17 protein-coding genes are annotated in these 18292 nt (G+C 61.5%); 11 read left to right on the forward strand and 6 right to left on the reverse strand.

Annotated features, from left to right (window positions below; all coding sequences use genetic code 11):
• Positions 1–12: 12 nt before the first annotated feature.
• Complete coding sequence (locus O3A94_03950) at positions 13–1458, reverse strand: amidase family protein (protein MDA1355405.1); 1446 nt, start codon at positions 1456–1458, stop codon at positions 13–15.
• Between the two features lie 165 nt (positions 1459–1623).
• Entirely contained in the window at positions 1624–2487 is an 864-nt protein-coding gene (locus O3A94_03955) for an oxaloacetate decarboxylase (protein ID MDA1355406.1), read from the reverse strand.
• 86 nt (positions 2488–2573) lie between these two features.
• On the opposite strand from O3A94_03955, the gene O3A94_03960 reads away from it, so the two are divergent.
• From O3A94_03960 to O3A94_03970, 3 genes are all read left to right on the forward strand, one after another.
• A complete protein-coding gene (locus tag O3A94_03960; GenBank protein ID MDA1355407.1) occupies positions 2574–3341 on the forward strand; it encodes an SDR family NAD(P)-dependent oxidoreductase in 768 nt (255 codons plus the stop codon).
• Positions 3342–3413: 72 nt separating this feature from the next.
• Entirely contained in the window at positions 3414–4802 is a 1389-nt protein-coding gene (locus O3A94_03965; GenBank protein ID MDA1355408.1) for an FAD-binding protein, read from the forward strand.
• Positions 4799–5665 (forward strand): CoA ester lyase, encoded by an 867-nt coding sequence (locus O3A94_03970; protein MDA1355409.1) that lies wholly within the window; start codon positions 4799–4801, stop codon positions 5663–5665. Before O3A94_03965 ends, O3A94_03970 begins: the two co-directional genes overlap by 4 nt.
• A gap of 56 nt (positions 5666–5721) precedes the next feature.
• On the opposite strand, the gene O3A94_03975 is transcribed toward O3A94_03970, so the two are convergent.
• From O3A94_03975 to O3A94_03985, 3 genes are all read right to left on the reverse strand, one after another.
• The gene (locus O3A94_03975) at positions 5722–6462 is read right to left on the reverse strand and encodes an SDR family NAD(P)-dependent oxidoreductase (protein MDA1355410.1); all 741 of its coding nucleotides are present in this window, start codon (positions 6460–6462) and stop codon (positions 5722–5724) included.
• Between the two features lie 65 nt (positions 6463–6527).
• Positions 6528–7709 carry a VWA domain-containing protein gene (locus tag O3A94_03980; protein ID MDA1355411.1) on the reverse strand — a complete coding sequence of 394 codons (1182 nt, stop codon included), beginning with the start codon at positions 7707–7709 and terminating at the stop codon, positions 6528–6530.
• Between the two features lie 10 nt (positions 7710–7719).
• Positions 7720–8565 carry a MoxR family ATPase gene (locus O3A94_03985; protein ID MDA1355412.1) on the reverse strand — a complete coding sequence of 282 codons (846 nt, stop codon included), beginning with the start codon at positions 8563–8565 and terminating at the stop codon, positions 7720–7722.
• 60 nt (positions 8566–8625) lie between these two features.
• Between O3A94_03985 and O3A94_03990 the strand changes: the two genes are divergently transcribed.
• The 4 genes from O3A94_03990 (at position 8626) to O3A94_04005 (ending at position 13327) form a co-directional block, all read left to right on the forward strand.
• Complete coding sequence (locus O3A94_03990) at positions 8626–10020, forward strand: FAD-dependent oxidoreductase (GenBank protein MDA1355413.1); 1395 nt, start codon at positions 8626–8628, stop codon at positions 10018–10020.
• Positions 10021–10049: 29 nt separating this feature from the next.
• Positions 10050–11006 (forward strand): 3-hydroxyacyl-CoA dehydrogenase NAD-binding domain-containing protein, encoded by a 957-nt coding sequence (locus O3A94_03995; GenBank protein MDA1355414.1) that lies wholly within the window; start codon positions 10050–10052, stop codon positions 11004–11006.
• Between the two features lie 2 nt (positions 11007–11008).
• Complete coding sequence (locus tag O3A94_04000; GenBank protein MDA1355415.1) at positions 11009–12130, forward strand: Ldh family oxidoreductase; 1122 nt, start codon at positions 11009–11011, stop codon at positions 12128–12130.
• Between the two features lie 99 nt (positions 12131–12229).
• Positions 12230–13327 (forward strand): LLM class flavin-dependent oxidoreductase, encoded by a 1098-nt coding sequence (locus O3A94_04005; GenBank protein MDA1355416.1) that lies wholly within the window; start codon positions 12230–12232, stop codon positions 13325–13327.
• Positions 13328–13333: 6 nt separating this feature from the next.
• Here O3A94_04005 and O3A94_04010 read toward each other — a convergent pair whose 3' ends face one another.
• A complete protein-coding gene (locus O3A94_04010) occupies positions 13334–14008 on the reverse strand; it encodes an NUDIX hydrolase (protein MDA1355417.1) in 675 nt (224 codons plus the stop codon).
• A 132-nt stretch (positions 14009–14140) separates the two neighbouring features.
• Between O3A94_04010 and O3A94_04015 the strand changes: the two genes are divergently transcribed.
• Genes O3A94_04015 through O3A94_04030 form a run of 4 tightly spaced genes read left to right on the forward strand, consistent with a single transcriptional unit; the run spans position 14141 to position 18282 of the window.
• A complete protein-coding gene (locus O3A94_04015; protein ID MDA1355418.1) occupies positions 14141–14614 on the forward strand; it encodes an SRPBCC family protein in 474 nt (157 codons plus the stop codon).
• Positions 14615–14624: 10 nt separating this feature from the next.
• On the forward strand, positions 14625–15482 hold the full coding sequence (locus tag O3A94_04020) for an FAD binding domain-containing protein (GenBank protein MDA1355419.1): 858 nt from the start codon (positions 14625–14627) through the stop codon (positions 15480–15482).
• Entirely contained in the window at positions 15479–15973 is a 495-nt protein-coding gene (locus O3A94_04025; GenBank protein MDA1355420.1) for a (2Fe-2S)-binding protein, read from the forward strand. Before O3A94_04020 ends, O3A94_04025 begins: the two co-directional genes overlap by 4 nt.
• Positions 15970–18282: a xanthine dehydrogenase family protein molybdopterin-binding subunit gene (locus tag O3A94_04030; protein ID MDA1355421.1), complete on the forward strand. Its 2313-nt coding sequence runs from the start codon at positions 15970–15972 to the stop codon at positions 18280–18282. The genes O3A94_04025 and O3A94_04030 overlap by 4 nt, the downstream gene beginning before the upstream one ends.
• Positions 18283–18292: the final 10 nt, after the last annotated feature.

Raw genomic sequence — 18292 nt, forward strand, 5'->3', positions numbered from 1 at the left:
TTGTTTGAGAATTTATCCGGCGTAGCAAACCGGTGGCCGCCGGGCCGCCCAGGGTTGCGCTTCTTCGAGCTGCGCCGCGAGGCGTATCAGAGTGGCCTCATCATTCATGCGCCCGGCGAACTGCATACCGACCGGCAAGCCGCCTGTCGTCCAATGCAGCGGCAGCGAGACAGCCGGGTGTCCGGTGGAATTGAACAGCGGCGTAAACGCACACCATTCGAAGACGCGGCGTGTCCATTCCGCGCTGTCCACGCCCTTGGCATTTTGATCGAGAGTGCCAAGCTTGATCGGAGGCTGAGCGAGAGTCGGCGACAGCAGCACATCATATTTTTCAAACGGCGCTGACGCCGCACGGTTGGCCTGGTTGAAAGCGGCCTGGGCGGCGAGAAACTCGGTCGCTGAGATGCTCAGACCATGGCGATAAATCGCTTCGGTGACGTGTTGCAAATTGTCCGGGCCGGGAACGCGATTCATGATTTTTCCCATGAGATCGATTGCCCAGGCGAGATTGGCCGACCAGATCACCACCAGCGCGTCGAAATAGCTTGGCCAATCGATCACCGGTGCATCTTCAACCAGTTCATGACCGAGCGATTCTAGAAGGCTGACGCATTTGTCCAAGCCGGCTATCACTTCCGCGTCCACTGGTGCGCTATTTATCGCCTTGGCGCTCCAGGCGATTTTTAGGCGCCCGGGTGGCAAAGAGCTTTCGTCGAGAAACGGGCGGGCCGGCGCGGCGATCACATTTGGCGCGCCGACATCGGCGCCCGCCACCGCGTCCAGCAGCGCGGCGCTGTCGCGCACACTGCGGCTGACGCAAAGCTCGATCGCCAGGCCGCTCAGCGGCTCCCCCGAAACCGGCCCGGCAGGCACGCGGCCTCGTGTCGGTTTCAGGCCAACCAGGCCGCAGGCCGCGGCTGGGATGCGGATCGAGCCACCGCCGTCGTTGGCGTGCGCCATCGGTAAGATGCGCGCCGCCACACTGGCCGCGGCGCCGCCGCTGGAGCCGCCCGGGCTCCGCGTCAGATCCCAGGGATTATGCGTCGGACCGTGAAAGGAGGATTCGCAGGTCGGATTGAAGCCGAATTCGGGCGTCGGTGTGGTTCCGATGGTCAGCAGGCCAGCAAGGCGAAAGCGCCGCATCAGTTCGGTATCGGCTTGCGGCACGAAGCCGTCGCAAAGTTTGCTGCCCATGCGAAATGGCGAGCCCGCAGCCTGTACGCCGATCTCTTTAATCAAGAACGGCACGCCGGTGAACGGTCCGCTCGGCAGGCCGGCAGTGAGGGCGCTCTCGGCCTGTGCGGAGAGATCGCCGACGACGCAGTTGAGTTCGGGGTTCAGTTGCGCGATGGCGCCGAGCGCATCTTCCATCAGCTCGCTCGGCTTGATGTCGCGTTTGCGCACCAGCTCCGCCAGCCCGAGTGCGTCATAGTCTCCGTAATTGGCTAGATTGGCCATGCCCAATTTCTCCCCTTTATTATGCCTCGGAGCATAGTTCAGATTGTCCAAGGTTGCTGGCGAGAATACACCACACTCGGGTTATTGTTCCGCTTTGAATTTGCGGAGGCCAAAACGAGAAGCAGCGAGAAAACCGGGCGCCTGGCCATTCGATCCGCCGAACGTCTAACCGCCGTATTTTTCGTCGAGCGCCACGACTTTCTCGAGATCCATCAACTCATTGAACTCGTCGAACGGCAGCATGCGATCGGCATAGCCGAGATAGGTACCGCTTTGCTTGATCTCGCCGTAGAGCTCGATCAGGGTTTTCGAAACCGCGTAGAGGGCATCTGTAAAGAGTATGAACTTGTAACCCATCTCGGCGACCCGGTCGGCTGGCAGCAGGGGAGATTTGCCGCCGTAGCACCAGTTGTAGAGCGCCGGCCGCGCTACCGCGCGCGGCACGGCAGCGGCCTGTTGCTCGCTTTCGGGGGCCTCTACAAAGACCACATCTGCGCCGGCTTCGGCGTAGATATTGGCGCGCTCGATCGCCTGCTCGAAGCCCTCAACGGCGATGGCGTCGGTTCTGGCGATGATGACGAAATCGCCGTCGCGCCGCGCATCCACCGCAGCTTTGATTTTCTGTTCGAACGCCGCGGCGGCAACCAGACGTTTGCCCGCCATATGGCCGCAGCGTTTGGGAAACACCTGGTCCTCGATATGCACCCCGGCAAGGCCAGCGCGCTCTAATTCAGCGATCAAACGACCGACATTGAGATGATTGCCATAGCCGTCATCGCCGTCGGCGATCACCGGGAGCTGGGTGTTGGCGGCAATGCGCCCGGCCAAATCCACCGTTTCGCTGAGCGTTAAATAGCCAACATCCGGCAGTCCGAGATGAGAGGCCGACAGGTTATAGCCGCCGACATGCATCACCTCGAAACCGGCGCGCTCGACGAGGCGCGCGGAGAGTGCATCATAGGCGCCGACGATCGGCACCAGCCCATCGCGGGCGATCAGCGCGCGAAGTTTTTTTGTTACTATGCTCACACTTGAATTCCCTCTTTTTCCGCGGGCCACGCGAGCTTAGCATCGGCGGCGCGCTGAGACGAAACTGAACGGATCGGATTGCAGTTATGGATTTTGCCGGAAGGGTCGCGCTGGTGACCGGCGGCGCCAGCGGTATCGGGCGTGAGGTGGCGCGGCAATTAGCGGCCAGGGGTGCCGCTGTGGCAGTGGCTGACATCAACATGGAGGGCGCTGAGGCGGTCGCCACCGAGCTGGTTTCGGCAGGCGCTAAAGCCATCGCCATTGCGTTTGATGTGGTAGACGCCGCGTCGGTCAACGCAGCGGTGGCCAAAACAAACAGCGAACTCGGCGGCCTGCACGTCTTGGTGCACAGCGCAGGGATCGGCGTCGAGCGTGGTTTCCTCGACACGACGGAGGCGGAATGGCGGCGCATCATCGATGTAGACCTGACCGGCACTTTCTTGTGTGGCCAGGCGGCGGCGCGCGAGATGGTCAAGGGCGGCTATGGCCGCATCGTCAACTTGTCCTCGACCGCGGCGATGCGCGGCGGTACCGGGCGCGCCGCGTACGGCGCTGCCAAAGGCGGCGTGGTGACGCTGACGCGGGTGATGGCGGTCGAATTGGCAAGTCATGGTGTGACCGTAAACGCATTGGCGCCGGGCGCGATCGATACCGAATTGGTCGCCAAGATGCATTCCGCCAAGACGCGTGAAGTCTACACCCGGGCGATCCCCGAAGACCGATACGGCACGCCCGCGGAGGTCGCCTCAGCGGCGCTTTATCTGGCGAGCGAAGAGGCACGCTACATCACCGGCCATATCATGGCGGTTGATGGCGGCTTTCTCGCCGCCGGACTCATGCTCGACAAAGACTAGCTAGGCAATTACCAACCGGCCCTGTTGGTGTATGATCGGAAATTAGCAGCCGCAACCTAACGGAAACAAATCATGGCAACTCAGTCCCTGCCGCGTGAAAACGCCATCAGTGAGCTTTCGCAATTGCTCGGTGACCGCCTGACCACCTCAGCCGCCGTGCGCGATCAGCACGCCAACGGCGAATGCGGCGTCTATACGCCGCAGCCACCGGACGCCGTGGCGTTTCCGCACAGCACCGAGGAAGTGTCCGCAATCGTCAGCATTTGTGCGGCCCACGCCGTGCCGATGGTGCCATACGGCGTTGGCACATCGGTGGAGGGCAATGTCACCGCGCCTTATGGTGGTGTATGCATCGATCTCAGCCAGATGAACGAAGTCGTGTGCGTGAACGAAGCGGATTTGGACTGTACCGTCCAGGCCGGCGTGACGCGCAAACAGCTCAACCAGTACCTCAAGGATACCGGCCTGTTCTTCCCGATCGACCCCGGCGCTGACGCGACCTTGGGCGGCATGGCGGCGACGCGCGCCTCGGGCACCAATGCGGTGCGTTACGGCACGCTGCGCGAGAACGTGCTTGGCCTGACCGTGGTTCTGCCTGACGGCAAAATCATCAAGACTGGCGGCCGGGCGCGCAAATCCGCCGCCGGCTATGATCTGACGCGCCTCATGGTCGGCTCGGAAGGCACCCTCGGCGTGATTACCGAAGTGACGCTCCGGCTATACGGAATTCCTGAGGCGATTTCGGCGGCGATGTGCTCATTCCCGACCCTGGAAGGCGCCGTTAACACCGTCATGCTGACCATCCAGTCAGGCATTCCGGTGGCGCGCATGGAATTACTCGACGATGTGCAGATGGATGCCTGTATGCGCTATTCGAAGCTCGATTACGCGCCTGACCACACGCTGCTGTTTGAATTTCACGGCACCGAGCGCGGCGTCGAGGAGCAAGCCCAAATGGTTGGCGAGATCGCAGCGGACTACGGCGGCTCTGATTTTCGCTGGACAACAACCACCGAGGAACGCAACGCCCTCTGGCAATCGCGCCATGACGTGCTTTATGCCTGCTTTGCGCTCCGGCCCGGCTGCATGGTCTGGGCAACCGATGTTTGCGTGCCGATCTCGCGGCTCGCCGAATGCCTGCTCGAGACCAAGCGCGAAATCGAAGAAAGCGATCTGATGGCGCCCATCGTCGGCCATGCCGGAGACGGCAATTTTCATGTCGGGTTCCTGCTTGAGCCGGGCAATGAAGACGAACTCGATCGGGCCAAGCGGGTCAACGACAATATGGTCGCTCGCGCGCTCGCCATGGGCGGCACCTGCACCGGCGAGCACGGTATCGGCGTCGGCAAGATCCGCTACATGGAAGCCGAACACGGCGATTCGGTGGACGTGATGCGCTTGATCAAGCGCTCGATGGATCCGCAAAACCTGATGAATCCGGGCAAGGTGCTGGCACTGTGACGGCGGATGGTTCGGTTCAGCCGCGCCGCAGCCTGATTTTCACGCCGGGCAACCGGCCGGATATGTTTCCGAAGGCGCTCCGCACCGGCGCCGATATCGTCACTGTTGATCTCGAAGACGCAATCGCGCCGCAACACAAGGATGAAGCGCGCGATAAGACCCTGGCCCTGTTCGCGGATTTGCCGGAGATCGGCGGCGTAGAATGTGTGGTGCGCGTTAATACGCTGCGCAGCGCCGATGGCCTCATGGATTTGAGCGCGATCATTGCCGCCGATGTGCCGCCGCTGGCGATCATGTTGCCCAAGGTCAAATCGGCGGAAGAAATAGAGCTACTCGACGAACTACTGATCGGAAAGTGCGCTGCCATCCGTTTTCACGTCATCATCGAAACCAATGACGGGCTCGACCGCTGTTACGACATCGCCAAATCCAGCCCGCGCATCGATTCTCTCCTGTTCGGCGCCGTCGACATGGCCGCCGAATTGCGCGTCGCGCCGGTGTGGGAGCCGTTATTCCGCGCCCGCTCCCAATTGGTGCACGCAGCGGCGGGGGCCGGCCTGGACTTAATCGATGTGCCGTTCCTCGATCTTGAAGACATGGCGGGATTGCGCGTGGAGGCAGAGCGCTGTGCTGCCCTCGGCTTCACGGGTAAGGGCGCTATCCACCCCAAGCAAATCGCCACCCTGAACGAGGCCTTCAGCCCCACTGAAGCGCAGATCGATTATGCCCGCCGCGTTATCAAAGCGTTCGAAGAAGGCGATTCCGGCCTGGTGCTCATCGACAACAAACTGATCGAAAAGCCGGTGCTGCGCTCGATGTACCGCATCCTCGCGGTCGCCGAGGCGGCACAGGCACGACGCTAGCGGGCCGCTGAAAAAGTCACTATCTGCGCTAGTAGAATTGCTCGCCCTCAACGTTTTCAAACATGTTGACCACCATTGATATGAATTTCAGCGCCATTGATGTAGGCCGATTCAGGCGAACACAGGAATTTGATCGTTTCCGCGACCTCCATGGGATCGCCAAGGCGGCCCATCGGAATTCTCCGCTCGACAAGTTCCTCGGTGCCCGCTGAAAGGATCGAGGTTTTAATCTCGCCCGGCGCAATGGCGTTCACCCGGACACCGAACTCTCCGAAATCCTTCGCGAGTTCGCGTGTCAGTGCCGCCAGCCCGGCTTTGGAACAGGCATAGGCGACCCCGGCAAACGGATGTACCCGAGAGCCAACGATGGACGTGACATTGACAATGGTGCCGCCCGAGATTTTCAGCTTAGGGAATAGCCCGCGCGCCAGCATGGCGATGGAGACAAGATTGACGTTGAGTACATCGATCCACATTTGATGGTCGCAATCAAGCACGCCCAGGCGACCGCCGTCCGGCTTTTTGGGCGATATGCCGGCATTGTTTACCAATGCGTCAAGCCCATGGTCGCCAATGCGGGAGGACAGCTCTGCGATCAACTGTGGATAGGATTCGGGATCGGCGAGGTCGGCTCGCACGTGATTCTCCGCGCCGCCTGGCCATGGACAATTCAAATCGAAAGGGTTGCGGGAAATTGTCAACACACGCCAGCCGTGCTCATGAAACAGCTTTACCGTGGCGTGTCCAATGCCCCGGCTGGCGCCGGTCAACAGCATCGTCTTCTGATTTACGGTCATTACGCCGGTCTCCGTCTGGTCAATTGGTGTTGCTCAAAATCGAGATTTATTCGCACCGGGACAGCCTATTTTCCAAGCTCGCGCATGGCCGATTCAAGGCCATTCAGGGTGAGCGGATACATGCGGTTTCCCATCAATTCCTGGATCATATTTATGGATTGGCTGGAGTGCCACCCGCGCTGCCGCAGCGGATTGAGCCAAACCGCATTGGGATAGGCGCGCAGCATCTGCTTTAGCCACAGCTCGCCGGGTTCTTCATTGAAATGCTCGACGCTGGCGCCGGGATAGACAATTTCATAAGGGCTCATGAAGGCGTCACCGACGAACACCACTTTATATTCCGAATCGTAGCTGTTGATCAGCTCCCAGGTATCGATTTGCTCGGTCCGGCGGCGGCGATTGTCGCGCCACACGCTTTCGTACAGACAATTGTGAAAGTAATAATATTCGAGATGCTTGAACTCGCTGCGCGCCGCCGAGAACAGCTGCTCGCAGCCCTGTACATGGGCGTTCATCGAGCCACCAACGTCGAGCAGGAGGAGGACTTTCGCCGCATTGTGGCGCTCTGGCACCATGCGGAGATCGAGCCAGCCGCCGTTGCGCGCGGTGGATTTTATCGTGTCGTCGATGTCGAGTTCGCTGAGCGCGCCTTCGCGGGCGAAACGGCGGAGACGCCGAAGAGCAATTTTCATGCCGCGCGTGCCGAGCTCGACCTCGCCGTCGAGATCGCGGAATTCGCGCTTGTCCCAAACTTTGACCGCGCGTCCCTGCCGGCCCTCGCGCTGGCCGATGCGCACGCCTTCCGGATTGTAGCCATAGGCGCCAAACGGCGAAGTGCCGGCGGTGCCGATCCATTTGCTGCCGCCCTGATGGCGTTCGTCCTGTTCGGCTAGGCGTTCGCGCAGCGTTTCCATCAGTTTTTCCCAGCCACCCAGCGCCTCGATCTTGGCCATTTCCTCTTCGCTCAAATTGAGCTCCGCCAGGCGCTTCAGCCATTCCGCCGGGATTTCTACTTCTTCATCATCCGCCGAGACGCGCTCGAGGCCCTTGAACACTTGGCCGAACACCTGGTCAAAGCGGTCGAGATGGCGCTCGTCCTTCACCAGAAGTGCGCGCGACAGATAATAGAATTGATCGACGCTGTAATCAGCAAGGCCCTTGTCCATCGCCGCCATCAGGTCGAGATATTCCGGCAGCGTAACCGGCACCCGCACCCGTTTCAGCTCACGGAAAAGATTTTGGAACAAGGCGCTGACCTCAGCGTTGTTCGCGCCGGTTGAGGAAGGCCAGTCGCTCGAACAGTTGCACGTCCTGTTCCGATTTCAGCAACGCGCCATAGAGCGGCGGAATGATTTGCGCCGAATCTGTGGCGCGCAAATCTTCCGGCGAAATATCTTCGGCCATCAGCAGCTTCAACCAATCCAGCAGTTCGGACGTCGACGGTTTTTTCTTCAGCCCCGGCGCCTCGCGGATATCGTAAAACAGTCCGAGTGCCGCGCTGACCAGACGTTTCTTGATGTCGGGGTGGTGCACGGCGACGATGCGCTCCATAGTTTCCCGGTCCGGAAAGCGGATGTAATGGAAGAAGCAGCGCCGGAGAAAGGCGTCCGGCAGCTCTTTTTCATTGTTGGAGGTGATGATGATCACAGGGCGATGCACCGCGCGGATCGTCTCCTTGGTCTCATAGACATGGAATTCCATGCGGTCGAGTTCGAGCAGAAGATCGTTGGGAAATTCAATGTCCGCCTTGTCGATCTCATCAATCAAGAGGACCGGCCGTTGATCGAGCGCAAACGCCTCCCACAATTTACCTGGCAAAATATAGTTGGAAATCTGCTTCACCCGCTCATCGCCAAGCTGGCCGTCGCGCAAGCGCGCCACCGCGTCATACTCATAAAGGCCGTGCTGTGCCTTGGTAGTCGATTTCACATGCCACTCGATAAGCGGCGCGTTCAGCGCCGCGGCGATCTCGGCGGCGAGGATGGTCTTGCCGGTGCCCGGCTCGCCCTTGACCAGCAGCGGCCGCTGTAATGTGATCGCGGCGTTGACGCCGGCGTTCAATTCCTCGGTAGTGACGTAAGTTTTGGTTCCTTTGAAGCGCAAGGGTTCTCTCCCATGATACAGATTTGTGCAGCAGCATAGGATTGGTGAAGGTCTATAACAATGCATGTGAAACCGGCTGAGGGCGAAACGTTTGAGACGGAATTTCCGGTCGTCATCATCGGCGGTGGCGCCTGCGGACTGACCGCGGCACTGACTCTGCGGGATGCTGGCGTTGGCGTGCTGGTGCTAGAGCGCGACACGCCGCCGGCTGGCTCCACGGCGCTTTCCTCTGGCTTTATTCCGGCCTGCACGACGCGCTGGCAGGCCGAACGCGGCGTCAAAGACAGTGTGGAGCTCATGGCCGGCGACATCCAGGCGCAAGCCAGAAACTTAGCCGACCCCGCGATCATCGATCTCTGTTGCCGACGCTCAGGCCCGACCCTCGAATGGTTGGCCGCGACGCACGGCATTCCTTTCGTCCTGATCGAAGGCTTCCTCTACACCGGCCAGCGGCGGGCGCGTATGCATGCGGTGCCGGAGCGCACCGGCGCGGCCTTGATGGCGCGCCTCTTGGCCGCTGCCGGGGCAGCGGAAATCGATATCCTGTGCGGCGCCGAAGTGCAGGAAATATATGCCGACGCGGATGGCCGGGTGCGCGGCGTTGGCTTTCGCCGGCCCGACGGCAGCGCCGAGCGAGTGGGGTGCCAGGCGCTAATCCTGGCGTGCAGCGGCTTCGGCGGAAACCGTGACATGGTGCGCCGCTATATCCCCGAAATGGCCGGCGCGGGATATTTCGGCCATGCCGGAAATCGCGGTGATGCGGTTCTATGGGGGGAACAGCTCGGTGCCGAAATTCGCCATATGGGCGCCTATCAGGGCCACGCCTCAGTGGCGGTGCCGCACGGCATCCTGATTACCTGGGCGGTGATGCGCGAAGGTGGAATTCAGGTCAATAGCGCGGGCAAGCGTTTCGCCGATGAGAGCCGGGGTTATTCCGAACATTCGATCGATGTCCTCGGCCAGCCTGGCGGGGCAGTGTGGGATATCTATGATTCATGCATCCATGCCCTGGCGATGGAATTCGAGGACTATCGTCAAGCCGACGCGGCGGGCGCGGTAAAAACTGCAATGAGCGGGGCGGCACTTGCTGCCAATCTCGGATTGCCTGAAGCCGCGCTTACAGAGACATTGGCGGAGACGCAGCGCCACGCAGAAATTGAAGGGCGCGATCTTTTTGGCCGGCACTTCGAAGGTAAACCGGCGCTGGCGCCACCTTATTACGCGGTGCGGGTCGGGGCCTCGCTTTTTCATACCCAGGGCGGACTCGCTATCGACACATTGGCGCGGGTGCTGCGCCGGGACGGGAACGCATTGCCCAATCTCTTTGCCGGCGGCGGCGCGGCTTGCGGTGTCTCCGGTCCCGAGGTATGGGGCTATTCCTCCGGCAATGGTTTGCTGACGGCGGTGATGCTGGGCCGCGTCGCGGGTGAGAGCGCGGCAGCTCTGGTATCTTGAAAATTGGACATTCACATGAGGGCACAAGTATGAATTTGGTGAAACCAGACGCGGTCGAGCGCGTCGCGATCCTCGGCGCCGGCACCATCGGCGCTTCCTGGGCGGCGCATTTCATGGCGCATGGCTTGGCCGTCAATGTGTGGGACCCGGCGCCCGGCTTCGAGGCGCGTTGCCGCGCCTTCATCGCTGCCGCCTGGCCCGCCCTTATCCGGCTCGGAGCGCCCGCCCTAGTGGATGAAAGCCGCATGGCGTTTTTCGATGATCCGGCGGAAGCGGTGCGCGACTGCCAGTTTGTTCAGGAAAGCGGCCCCGAGAACAAAGATATCAAGATCGAGCTCTATGGCCGCCTCGATGCTGTACTTCCTGACGATGTAATTATGGCGTCGAGCTCGTCTGGCCTCTTAATCAGCGAGCTTCAGGCGGGGCGCAAGGCGGCGGCGCGCTATGTCATCGGCCATCCCTTCAACCCGCCGCACCTCGTGCCCCTGGTTGAGGTTGTCGGCGGAGACGAAACCGATGCCGCTGCTGTCGAATGGGCGCTCGCCTTCTATAACGGCTGTGGCAAAAAGGCGATCCGCATCAACCGCGAAGTGCCCGGCCATCTTGCCAACCGGTTGCAAGCGGCAATGTGGCGTGAAGCGGTGCATCTGGTAGATAGCGGCGTGGCGAGCGTCGAGGATGTTGATATCGCCGTCTCCTACGGTCCCGGTTTGCGTTGGGCACTGATGGGGCCAAACCTCATCCTGCATCTCGCCGGCGGCGATGGTGGCGTCCGCCACGCGATTGAACATTTCGGTCCCGCGCTCGAATCCTGGTGGGCGGATCTTGGCCGCGAGCCCAAAATCTCTGACGCCGCGGCGGAGAAATTAATTGCCGGTGTGACCGCCGAAGCGGCGGGCCGCTCGCTCGACGAGCTAACCCGGGAGCGCGATCATTTGCTGATTTCGCTGTTGGAAATGCTCGCGCGCGAGCGCGGCAGGAGCTAGCCATGGCAAATCTCCAAAAGACAGACGTCACCGTCCCGGCCGATGTTCTCAGCCGGCTCGTCAGCGATACATTCGCTGCCGCCGGCTGTTCGGCCGACGAGGCGGGGCGCATCGGCCGGTATCTGACCTCGTCAAACCTTTCCGGCCATGAGAGCCACGGCGTCCTTCGCGTGCCGCGCTATCTCCATTGGCTGAAGGAAGGCTACGTCTCGCGCGATCAGGAAGTTTCTATCGTCAGCGAAAATGATGTGCTGGCCGTGGTCGACGGCAAGTTTGGGTTCGGCCAAACGGTCGGGCCACAGGCGGTGCGCCTCGGCATGGCGAAGGCCACCAAGTGCGGCCTCTCGTTGGTTGCGCTGCGCAATTCCGGCCATCTCGGACGCATCGGCGATTGGGCCGAGATGGCGGCGGCGGACGGCGTGATCTCAATACATTTCGTCAACACGTCCGGTCTTGGTTTGCTCGTGGCACCGTTCGGCGGGACGGAGCGCCGCATGTCGACCAATCCAGTGTGCATCGGTATTCCGTCGAAGGACGAACCATCTCTGGTGCTCGATTTCGCGACCTCAATCGTTGCCGAAGGCAAGGTGTTGAACGCGCTCGGCGGCGGCAAGCCACTGCCGGCGGACGCTTTGATCGATGGCGACGGCACGCTCTCTACCGATCCAGTGCTGATATATGGCGTCAGCGACAGCTCCCAGCCTTTGGATGTTCGCACCGGCTCGGGCGCGATCCGCGCGATGGGTGAGCATAAGGGCTCGGGCCTCTCCTTCATGTGCGAGATCCTGGCCGGCGCCCTGACCGGCTCGGGCTGCTCTACGCCGGGCAAGCAGCAATTGGCGAACGGCATGCTATCGATCTACATCGTGCCGGAATTTCTCACCACGTCGGATGGTTTTGCCGCCGAACTGCGCCAATATGTGGAATTTTTCCGCTCGGCGCGCCCGGCCGAAGCGGGCGGCGAGGTGCTTTGTCCGGGCGACGCGGAAACGCGCAACCGAGCACAGCGGCGGGCCGACGGCGTGCCCCTGCCGGGCTCAACCTGGCAGAGTTTGCTGGATGCGGCTAAGGATGCCGGAATGCCGGCCGCTGAAATTGAGGTCGCACGCGGCGCAGCGCTGTAAAACTGACGAATTCATGACATCGGCGCAGCGCGACGGGCTGGCAACCAGGGTTGAGATGCCGTTACAGTCGGCAGTATTCAGTCAGCAGGGGAGCGAACAGTGACAAAATTGCGTCTTGGAACTTATGTCGAATTTCAATGCCCGCCGGGGCGCGATCATGCCGAGCTAATCAACGATGTGATCCGATGCGCCGAGCATTCGGATCAGCGCGGATTCAACGTGTTCACCACGCTGGAGCATCCGTTTTTCGAGAAATTCGCCATCAATTGCGCGCCGCTGCCGCTCTTTACCAAGCTTGCCGAGCGCACGCGCAATCTGCGCTTTCGCACCCTCTGCCACACCCTGCCGCTGCACAATCCGATGGTTCTCTGCGGCCAGATCGCCGAGGCCGATATTCTTACCGGTGGGCGTATCGAAGTCGGCATCGGGCGTGGTCATGGTTGGCTGCAGGAGCCCGCAAATGTCGCCTATGAGGAAAGCCTTGAGCGCTTTCACGAATGCATCGAAATTCTCATTAAGGGCTGGACCGAAGAGCGCTTCTCGTTCCACGGCAAATATTACACCTGCGAAAATCTCTCGATCGTGCCGAAGCCGATCCAAAAACCGCATCCGCCGATCTTCCAGGTCGGTACCAGCTCCAAGACGTTCACCCAGGCGGGCGAGCGCGGCTGGAGCGTGGTGCTGGGCGCACCGACGCCGGACGATATCTTCATTGAGCCGCACAACATCTATCAGGAAGCCTGTGCCCGCGCCGGCACCACGCCGCATGTATCCTTCCTGAAAGCATTATACCTCGACGAAGATCAGCAGCGCGCCGAGCGCGACGCCGAGGAATATGCGATGCGGTTCATCGAATATAATGTGTCGCCGCTGAAGGAGATGAACCGCACCGAGGAGGTCAAAGCCCGGATGCGCGCCGGCGGATTCGATTTTTACGCCGGCGACGATTTCCTTCGTCTCGGCGATGTCTCCTATCAGGATATCGTCGATCTCGGCATCGTCTATATCGGCACGCCCGAGAAGGTCGCCAATCAACTGCTCACGCTATACGACAAGGTGCCCTTCGAGGAATTTATCCTGGTCAGCCATTATGGCGGCATTCCCGCGCATAAGGCGATCCAGACCCAGGAATTATTCGCCAAACAGGTATTGCCAATTGTCGAACGCGGCATCGCCGAGCGGCGTCACGCGGTTTAGAGCCCGCTACTCCATATTCAAAATATACTTTTCGCCAACGCGGCGGAAGAATGGGGTGGCTTCCACTTTGTCGCGCGGCGCCGGGTCCTGTAGCAGGCGGTCAATTTCGCGCAGTACCACGCCCGTGATGCGCGGGATCGGCATTTTCAGCGCCTCCGCTATCGGCACCCAGGCGATATCGTGAAGTTCGCCGTTGCCGGTGATTTGGCCGTGTAAGTCCTCCGCAAAGGCCATAAAGAATCGTGCGTTGAATCGGCGTGGCGATCCTGGTGGCGTTACGGCGCGGAAGATGTAATCGAGTTTGTCGAGCGACGGCGCCAGGTTGCGCTCCTGAAAACCGCGCCATTCGGTTCGCACCTTGTGGTGGGGCGGGGCGCTGGGGGCTGCCAACATGAGGCCTGTCTCTTCGAAGGTTTCGCGGATTGCGGCGGCAGCGAGAGAGCGCGCCCGCGCTAATGTGCAGGAACGCGCCAAGCGCTGTGCCACGCCTTCGCGCAATTCGCCCGCCGGTCGCACATAGCGGTCGCAAGCTTCCACGCCGCCGCCGGGAAAGACATAGCGCTCGGGCATGAACACTTGCTCCTTGCCGCGTTGGCCCATGAGTACCAAGGCGGTCCCGCCGTCCCGGCGTATAAGAGCGAGGGTGGCAGCGTCCTTGGGGCGAATCGCGGGGTTTTTCATGGCGCCGCGAAAGTAACCGATTTACGCCCGTTTGCCACGGTCCTTAAGACGCGAATTTTTTTCCGGTTTTGCGCGCCGATTGACAGGGCTGGGCGCGGGCCATAACAACGAAGCAAGAGCAAGTGGGGAAGCGTGATCATCGAGGAAAACTTTACCGTGGCGGCGCCGCTCGAGCATGTCTGGGACTGCATCCGCGATCCCGCCTTCATGGCGCCTTGCGTGCCCGGCTGCCACGACGTCGAGGATATCGGCGATGGCGCCTATCGGGCGGCTGTTAAAGTCGGTATCGGGCCGATCAAGACGGTATTCAAACTCGATATCCAGGTAGCTGAGGAACGGCCGCCCAGTTTTGCTCGGGTCGAGACGCGCGGCCAAGAAGGCACCAATGCCAGCCGCCTGACGGCAAAGAGCGAATTGACTTTGAGCGCGTCCGGCGCGGACGCCACCAATGTGCATTACCAATCCGATGTTCAGGTCACAGGGCGCTTGGTAAAATTCGGCCTCGGCATCATGAAAAAGAAGGCGGCGGCGCTGGGCGCTGAGTTCGCCGAGAACTTTCGCGCCGCCGCAGAGGCGAAATTGTCGGAACCTGTTGTCGGCGTCTGAGGCGAAGCCCATGGAATTTCATCAGCCCACAAGCCTCGACGCAGCCCTAGCCCTGCTCGCCGCCGACCCGGAAGCGCTGCTTTTGGCTGGCGGCGCGACATTGGTGGCGATGATGAATGCCGATCTGGTCGCGCCTTCTGCTCTGATTAGCCTGCGCGCCGTTACCGAGCTGCAGACAATCGAGGCGGCGGCAGATGGTGGCCTCCGTATCGGCGCCATGTTGAGCCACACCGCCCTGGCCGCTGAAGCACGGCTTACCGGCGGCAACGCCGTTGTCCGCGACGCGGCGGCGCAGATTGCCCACCCCTCCGTGCGCAATATCGGCACGCTCGGCGGCGCCGTGGCGCATGGCGATCCCAGTTCCGATCTGCCAGCGGCGTTGGTGGCGGCAAACGCGGTGATCGAAACTGCGGGCCCGGCGGGCAAACGTGAAATCTCCGCCGAGGATTTCTTCGAGGATTATCTCACCACGGCGCTGCAGGCGGGCGAGATGGTCGCAGCCGTCCGGCTGCCGGCGCCACCTGAAGGCGCGATGGGGCATTACGAAAAATTCGCCCGGGTGCACGGCGATTACGCCACATTGTCCGTCGCTCTGGTGCTCGCCATGGAGGGCGGCGAATGCAGCTTCGCGCGGATCGCGCTCGGCGCCGCTGGAGCCACGCCGGTGCGCGTGGCGGAAGCCGAAGCGTGTTTGATTGGCGCGGCGATGGATTCGGATGCGATCGAGGCCGCTGCCGCTAAACTGGTCGAGGCCAGCGATCCCGTGGACGATGTACGTGGCAGCGCCGAATACCGCTTGATGTTGGTGCCGCGTCTTCTGGGGCGCGCTCTCTCAGCCGCGCGGGCTAAGTTGGAATCTCAGTCATGAGCGATAAATTGGATATCACCCTCCAGGTAAATGGTGAGGAACGCGCGCTTCGCGTCCCGCCGTCGCGCACGCTGCTCGATGCGCTGCGTGGTGAACTGGCGCTGACCGGCTCGAAAAATGCCTGCAATCAAGGTGTTTGCGGCGCCTGTACCGTGTTGATCAACGGCCTGCCGATGAACGCTTGCCTGCTTCTCGCCGTTAACGTCACCGGGCGCGACATCATCAGCGTTGAGGGTTTCGGCGAATACGACGAGTTGTCCGTCATGCAGCAGGCCTTCGTTGATGCCGGAGCGATACAATGCGGCTTTTGCATGAGCGGCATGATCGTGAGTGCGACGGCATTACTGGCCGACAATCCGGCGCCCACGCGCGAGGAAATCCGCAACGCACTTTCGGGCAATCTCTGCCGCTGCTCCGGCTATGTTCGGGTCATCGACGCCGTTCAACTGGCCGCAAAGAGGCTTGGTCAAGCCGGAGGGCCCGGCACATGAGCGATATCGAAAGCGCAATCGGTAAAAGCCCGCCACGCCTGGACGCGGCGGAAAAGGCCGGCGGCAAGGCAATCTTCACGGGCGATATGCTGCTGCCCGGCATGTTGCACGGCGCGCTTCTCACCAGCCCCTATGCGCATGCGCGCATTCTCTCCTACGATGCCTCAGCGGCGCTGGCGCTGCCCGGGGTTAAGGCGGTTGTCACAGGCGAAGACATCACCGGCGGCCGGGTTGGCCTGGTGGTCAAGGATGAGTACGCCCTGGCGCTCGGCAAGGTGCGCTATATCGGCGATCCCGTGGCTGCGGTCGCGGCCATAGATGAAGCGACGGCACGCTTGGCGGCGCGTTTGATCGAGATCGATTATGAAGAGCTGCCCGCTGTCACGACGGTGGCGGAAGCAATGGCCGACGGCGCGCCGGTGTTGCATGAGAGTTTTGCTGAATACGCAAAAATTTATCAGGCGCCCGAGAATGCGGGCAATTTACTTGCCCGTGCCGAGGCCGTCATGGGCCGCGGGCTGGACGGCTTTGATGAGGCCGATATCATCGTTGAGGGCACCTACGAAGTGGGCGCGCAATATCATGCATATATGGAGCCGGTATCAGCGCTTGCCGCCTTCGGGCCGGACGGCCGGCTGACGGTCTGGTCGTCCACCCAGAGCATATTCCGCACCCAGGCCAATCTGCATGAGGGCCTCGGCATCCCAATGGGAAAAATTCGCTGCATCGCGCCGCGCGTCGGCGGCGGCTTCGGCGCCAAGGCGGAGGCCTCGGGCCAGCTCGTCGCCGCGATGCTAGCGCGAAAAGCCCGGGCGCCGGTCCGTCTCATCCTAAATCGCGATGAAGACATGACCACCATGCGCGCCCGCCATCCGGGCACCATCCGTGTGCGCACCGGCGCCAAGGCGGACGGCACCCTGGTGGCGCGTGAGATGGAACTTTGGTTCGACGCCGGTGCCTATGCCGATGACAGCCCGGCGGTGATGAATCTGGCGCTGTTTTACGCGCGTGGCCCCTACAGCATCCCGCACGTGCACGCCCTCGGTCATGCGGTCTATACCAACAAGCTTCGCTTTGGAGCGTTTCGCGGCTTCGGCAATCCGCAAGCCTCGTTTGCCTGTGAATCGCAATTGGATGAGATCGCTGAGGCGCTCGGTATCGATGCGATTGATCTCCGCATCAAGAACGCGATCAAAGCGGGCGAGCCGTGGCTTGGCGGGCAGAAGATTGCATCCTGCGCCCTGGTCGAATCTTTAGAGGCAGTGCGCGACGCGTCGGACTGGAGGCGCCCGCGCGAGGCGCCACCTGGAAAGAAGCGCGGGCTCGGTGTGGTTGGTTTGGCGCACACCTCGGCCTTTCTCTCAGCCGGCGCGATCGTGCGCCTTCAGGGCGATGGCACGATCATCCTCAATGTCGGCGCGGTAGATATCGGCCAGGGCTCAGATACCGTGCTCAGCCAGATGTGCGCCGCCGCCCTCGGCCTCGACATCGAGCAAGTGAGTTTTGCCCCGCCCGATACCGATTCTGCGCCCTATAACTTCGGCACCAATGCCAGCCGCGTGACTTACACAGTGGGTCAGGCCGTGCATCGGGCGGCGATGCAGGTGCGCACGCAATTGCTCGAACATGCCGCAGATATGTTGGAATGCCCGCCTGAGGAACTAGAGCTTCGCCCTGGCGGGCGCATCGGCGTGAACATCGAGCCGCCGGGCAACGCCGAGGTCAGTTTCGCCGATATCGCCGGGCGCTCGTTATGGGCAGTCGGCGGGCCGATCACCGGTTCCGGCAGCTTCATCCCCAACGATCCTCCAGACCCGGAGCACACTCAGATGACCGGCTTTCTCGGCTTGGATGCGCTGTCGGTCATCACCTTCGGCGCGCAAGTGGTTGAGGTTGAAGTCGATGAAACCACCGGCCAAGTGCAGGTGCTCGAAGCCTGGTGCGCCCATGATGTCGGCCGCGCCATCAATCCGGGCCTGGTGGAAAGCCAGATTGAAGGCGGCTTCGTGCAGGGCCTTGGCTATGCGCTATGCGAAGAAATGCTGTGGGAGGATGGCCGCCTGGTGAACCCGAGCTTTATGGATTACAAATTCCCCGGCACCATGGAAGCGCCCGATAAGATTCACACCATCGTCCTGGAAACACCGGAACCGAGTCACCCCTTTAGCGTCAAGGGCGTCGGCGAGCCGCCCCTGGTCGGCGCCGCCCCGGCCATCAACAACGCCATCTCGGCGGCCACGGGCCTCCGCCTCAAACAAATTCCCCTCACTCCGGAACGGGTGCTCAGAGGCCTACTCGCCAAGAGCTAGGCAATCGGGC

Source organism: Pseudomonadota bacterium (assembly GCA_027624955.1).
GTDB lineage: Bacteria > Pseudomonadota > Alphaproteobacteria > UBA828 > UBA828 > PTKB01.

What these genes read in the sequence shown, in the direction of transcription:
- O3A94_04000 (MDA1355415.1), top strand. Translation starts at nt 11,009, where the DNA reads ATGGCAAATCTCCAAAAGACAGACGTCACCGTCCCGGCCGATGTTCTC.
- O3A94_03960 (MDA1355407.1), top strand. Translation starts at nt 2,574, where the DNA reads ATGGATTTTGCCGGAAGGGTCGCGCTGGTGACCGGCGGCGCCAGCGGT.
- O3A94_03965 (MDA1355408.1), top strand. Translation starts at nt 3,414, where the DNA reads ATGGCAACTCAGTCCCTGCCGCGTGAAAACGCCATCAGTGAGCTTTCG.
- O3A94_03950 (MDA1355405.1), bottom strand. Translation starts at nt 1,458, where the DNA reads ATGGCCAATCTAGCCAATTACGGAGACTATGACGCACTCGGGCTGGCG.
- O3A94_03990 (MDA1355413.1), top strand. Translation starts at nt 8,626, where the DNA reads ATGCATGTGAAACCGGCTGAGGGCGAAACGTTTGAGACGGAATTTCCG.
- O3A94_04030 (MDA1355421.1), top strand. Translation starts at nt 15,970, where the DNA reads ATGAGCGATATCGAAAGCGCAATCGGTAAAAGCCCGCCACGCCTGGAC.
- O3A94_03975 (MDA1355410.1), bottom strand. Translation starts at nt 6,462, where the DNA reads ATGACCGTAAATCAGAAGACGATGCTGTTGACCGGCGCCAGCCGGGGC.
- O3A94_04025 (MDA1355420.1), top strand. Translation starts at nt 15,479, where the DNA reads ATGAGCGATAAATTGGATATCACCCTCCAGGTAAATGGTGAGGAACGC.
- O3A94_04010 (MDA1355417.1), bottom strand. Translation starts at nt 14,008, where the DNA reads ATGAAAAACCCCGCGATTCGCCCCAAGGACGCTGCCACCCTCGCTCTT.
- O3A94_04020 (MDA1355419.1), top strand. Translation starts at nt 14,625, where the DNA reads ATGGAATTTCATCAGCCCACAAGCCTCGACGCAGCCCTAGCCCTGCTC.
- O3A94_03995 (MDA1355414.1), top strand. Translation starts at nt 10,050, where the DNA reads ATGAATTTGGTGAAACCAGACGCGGTCGAGCGCGTCGCGATCCTCGGC.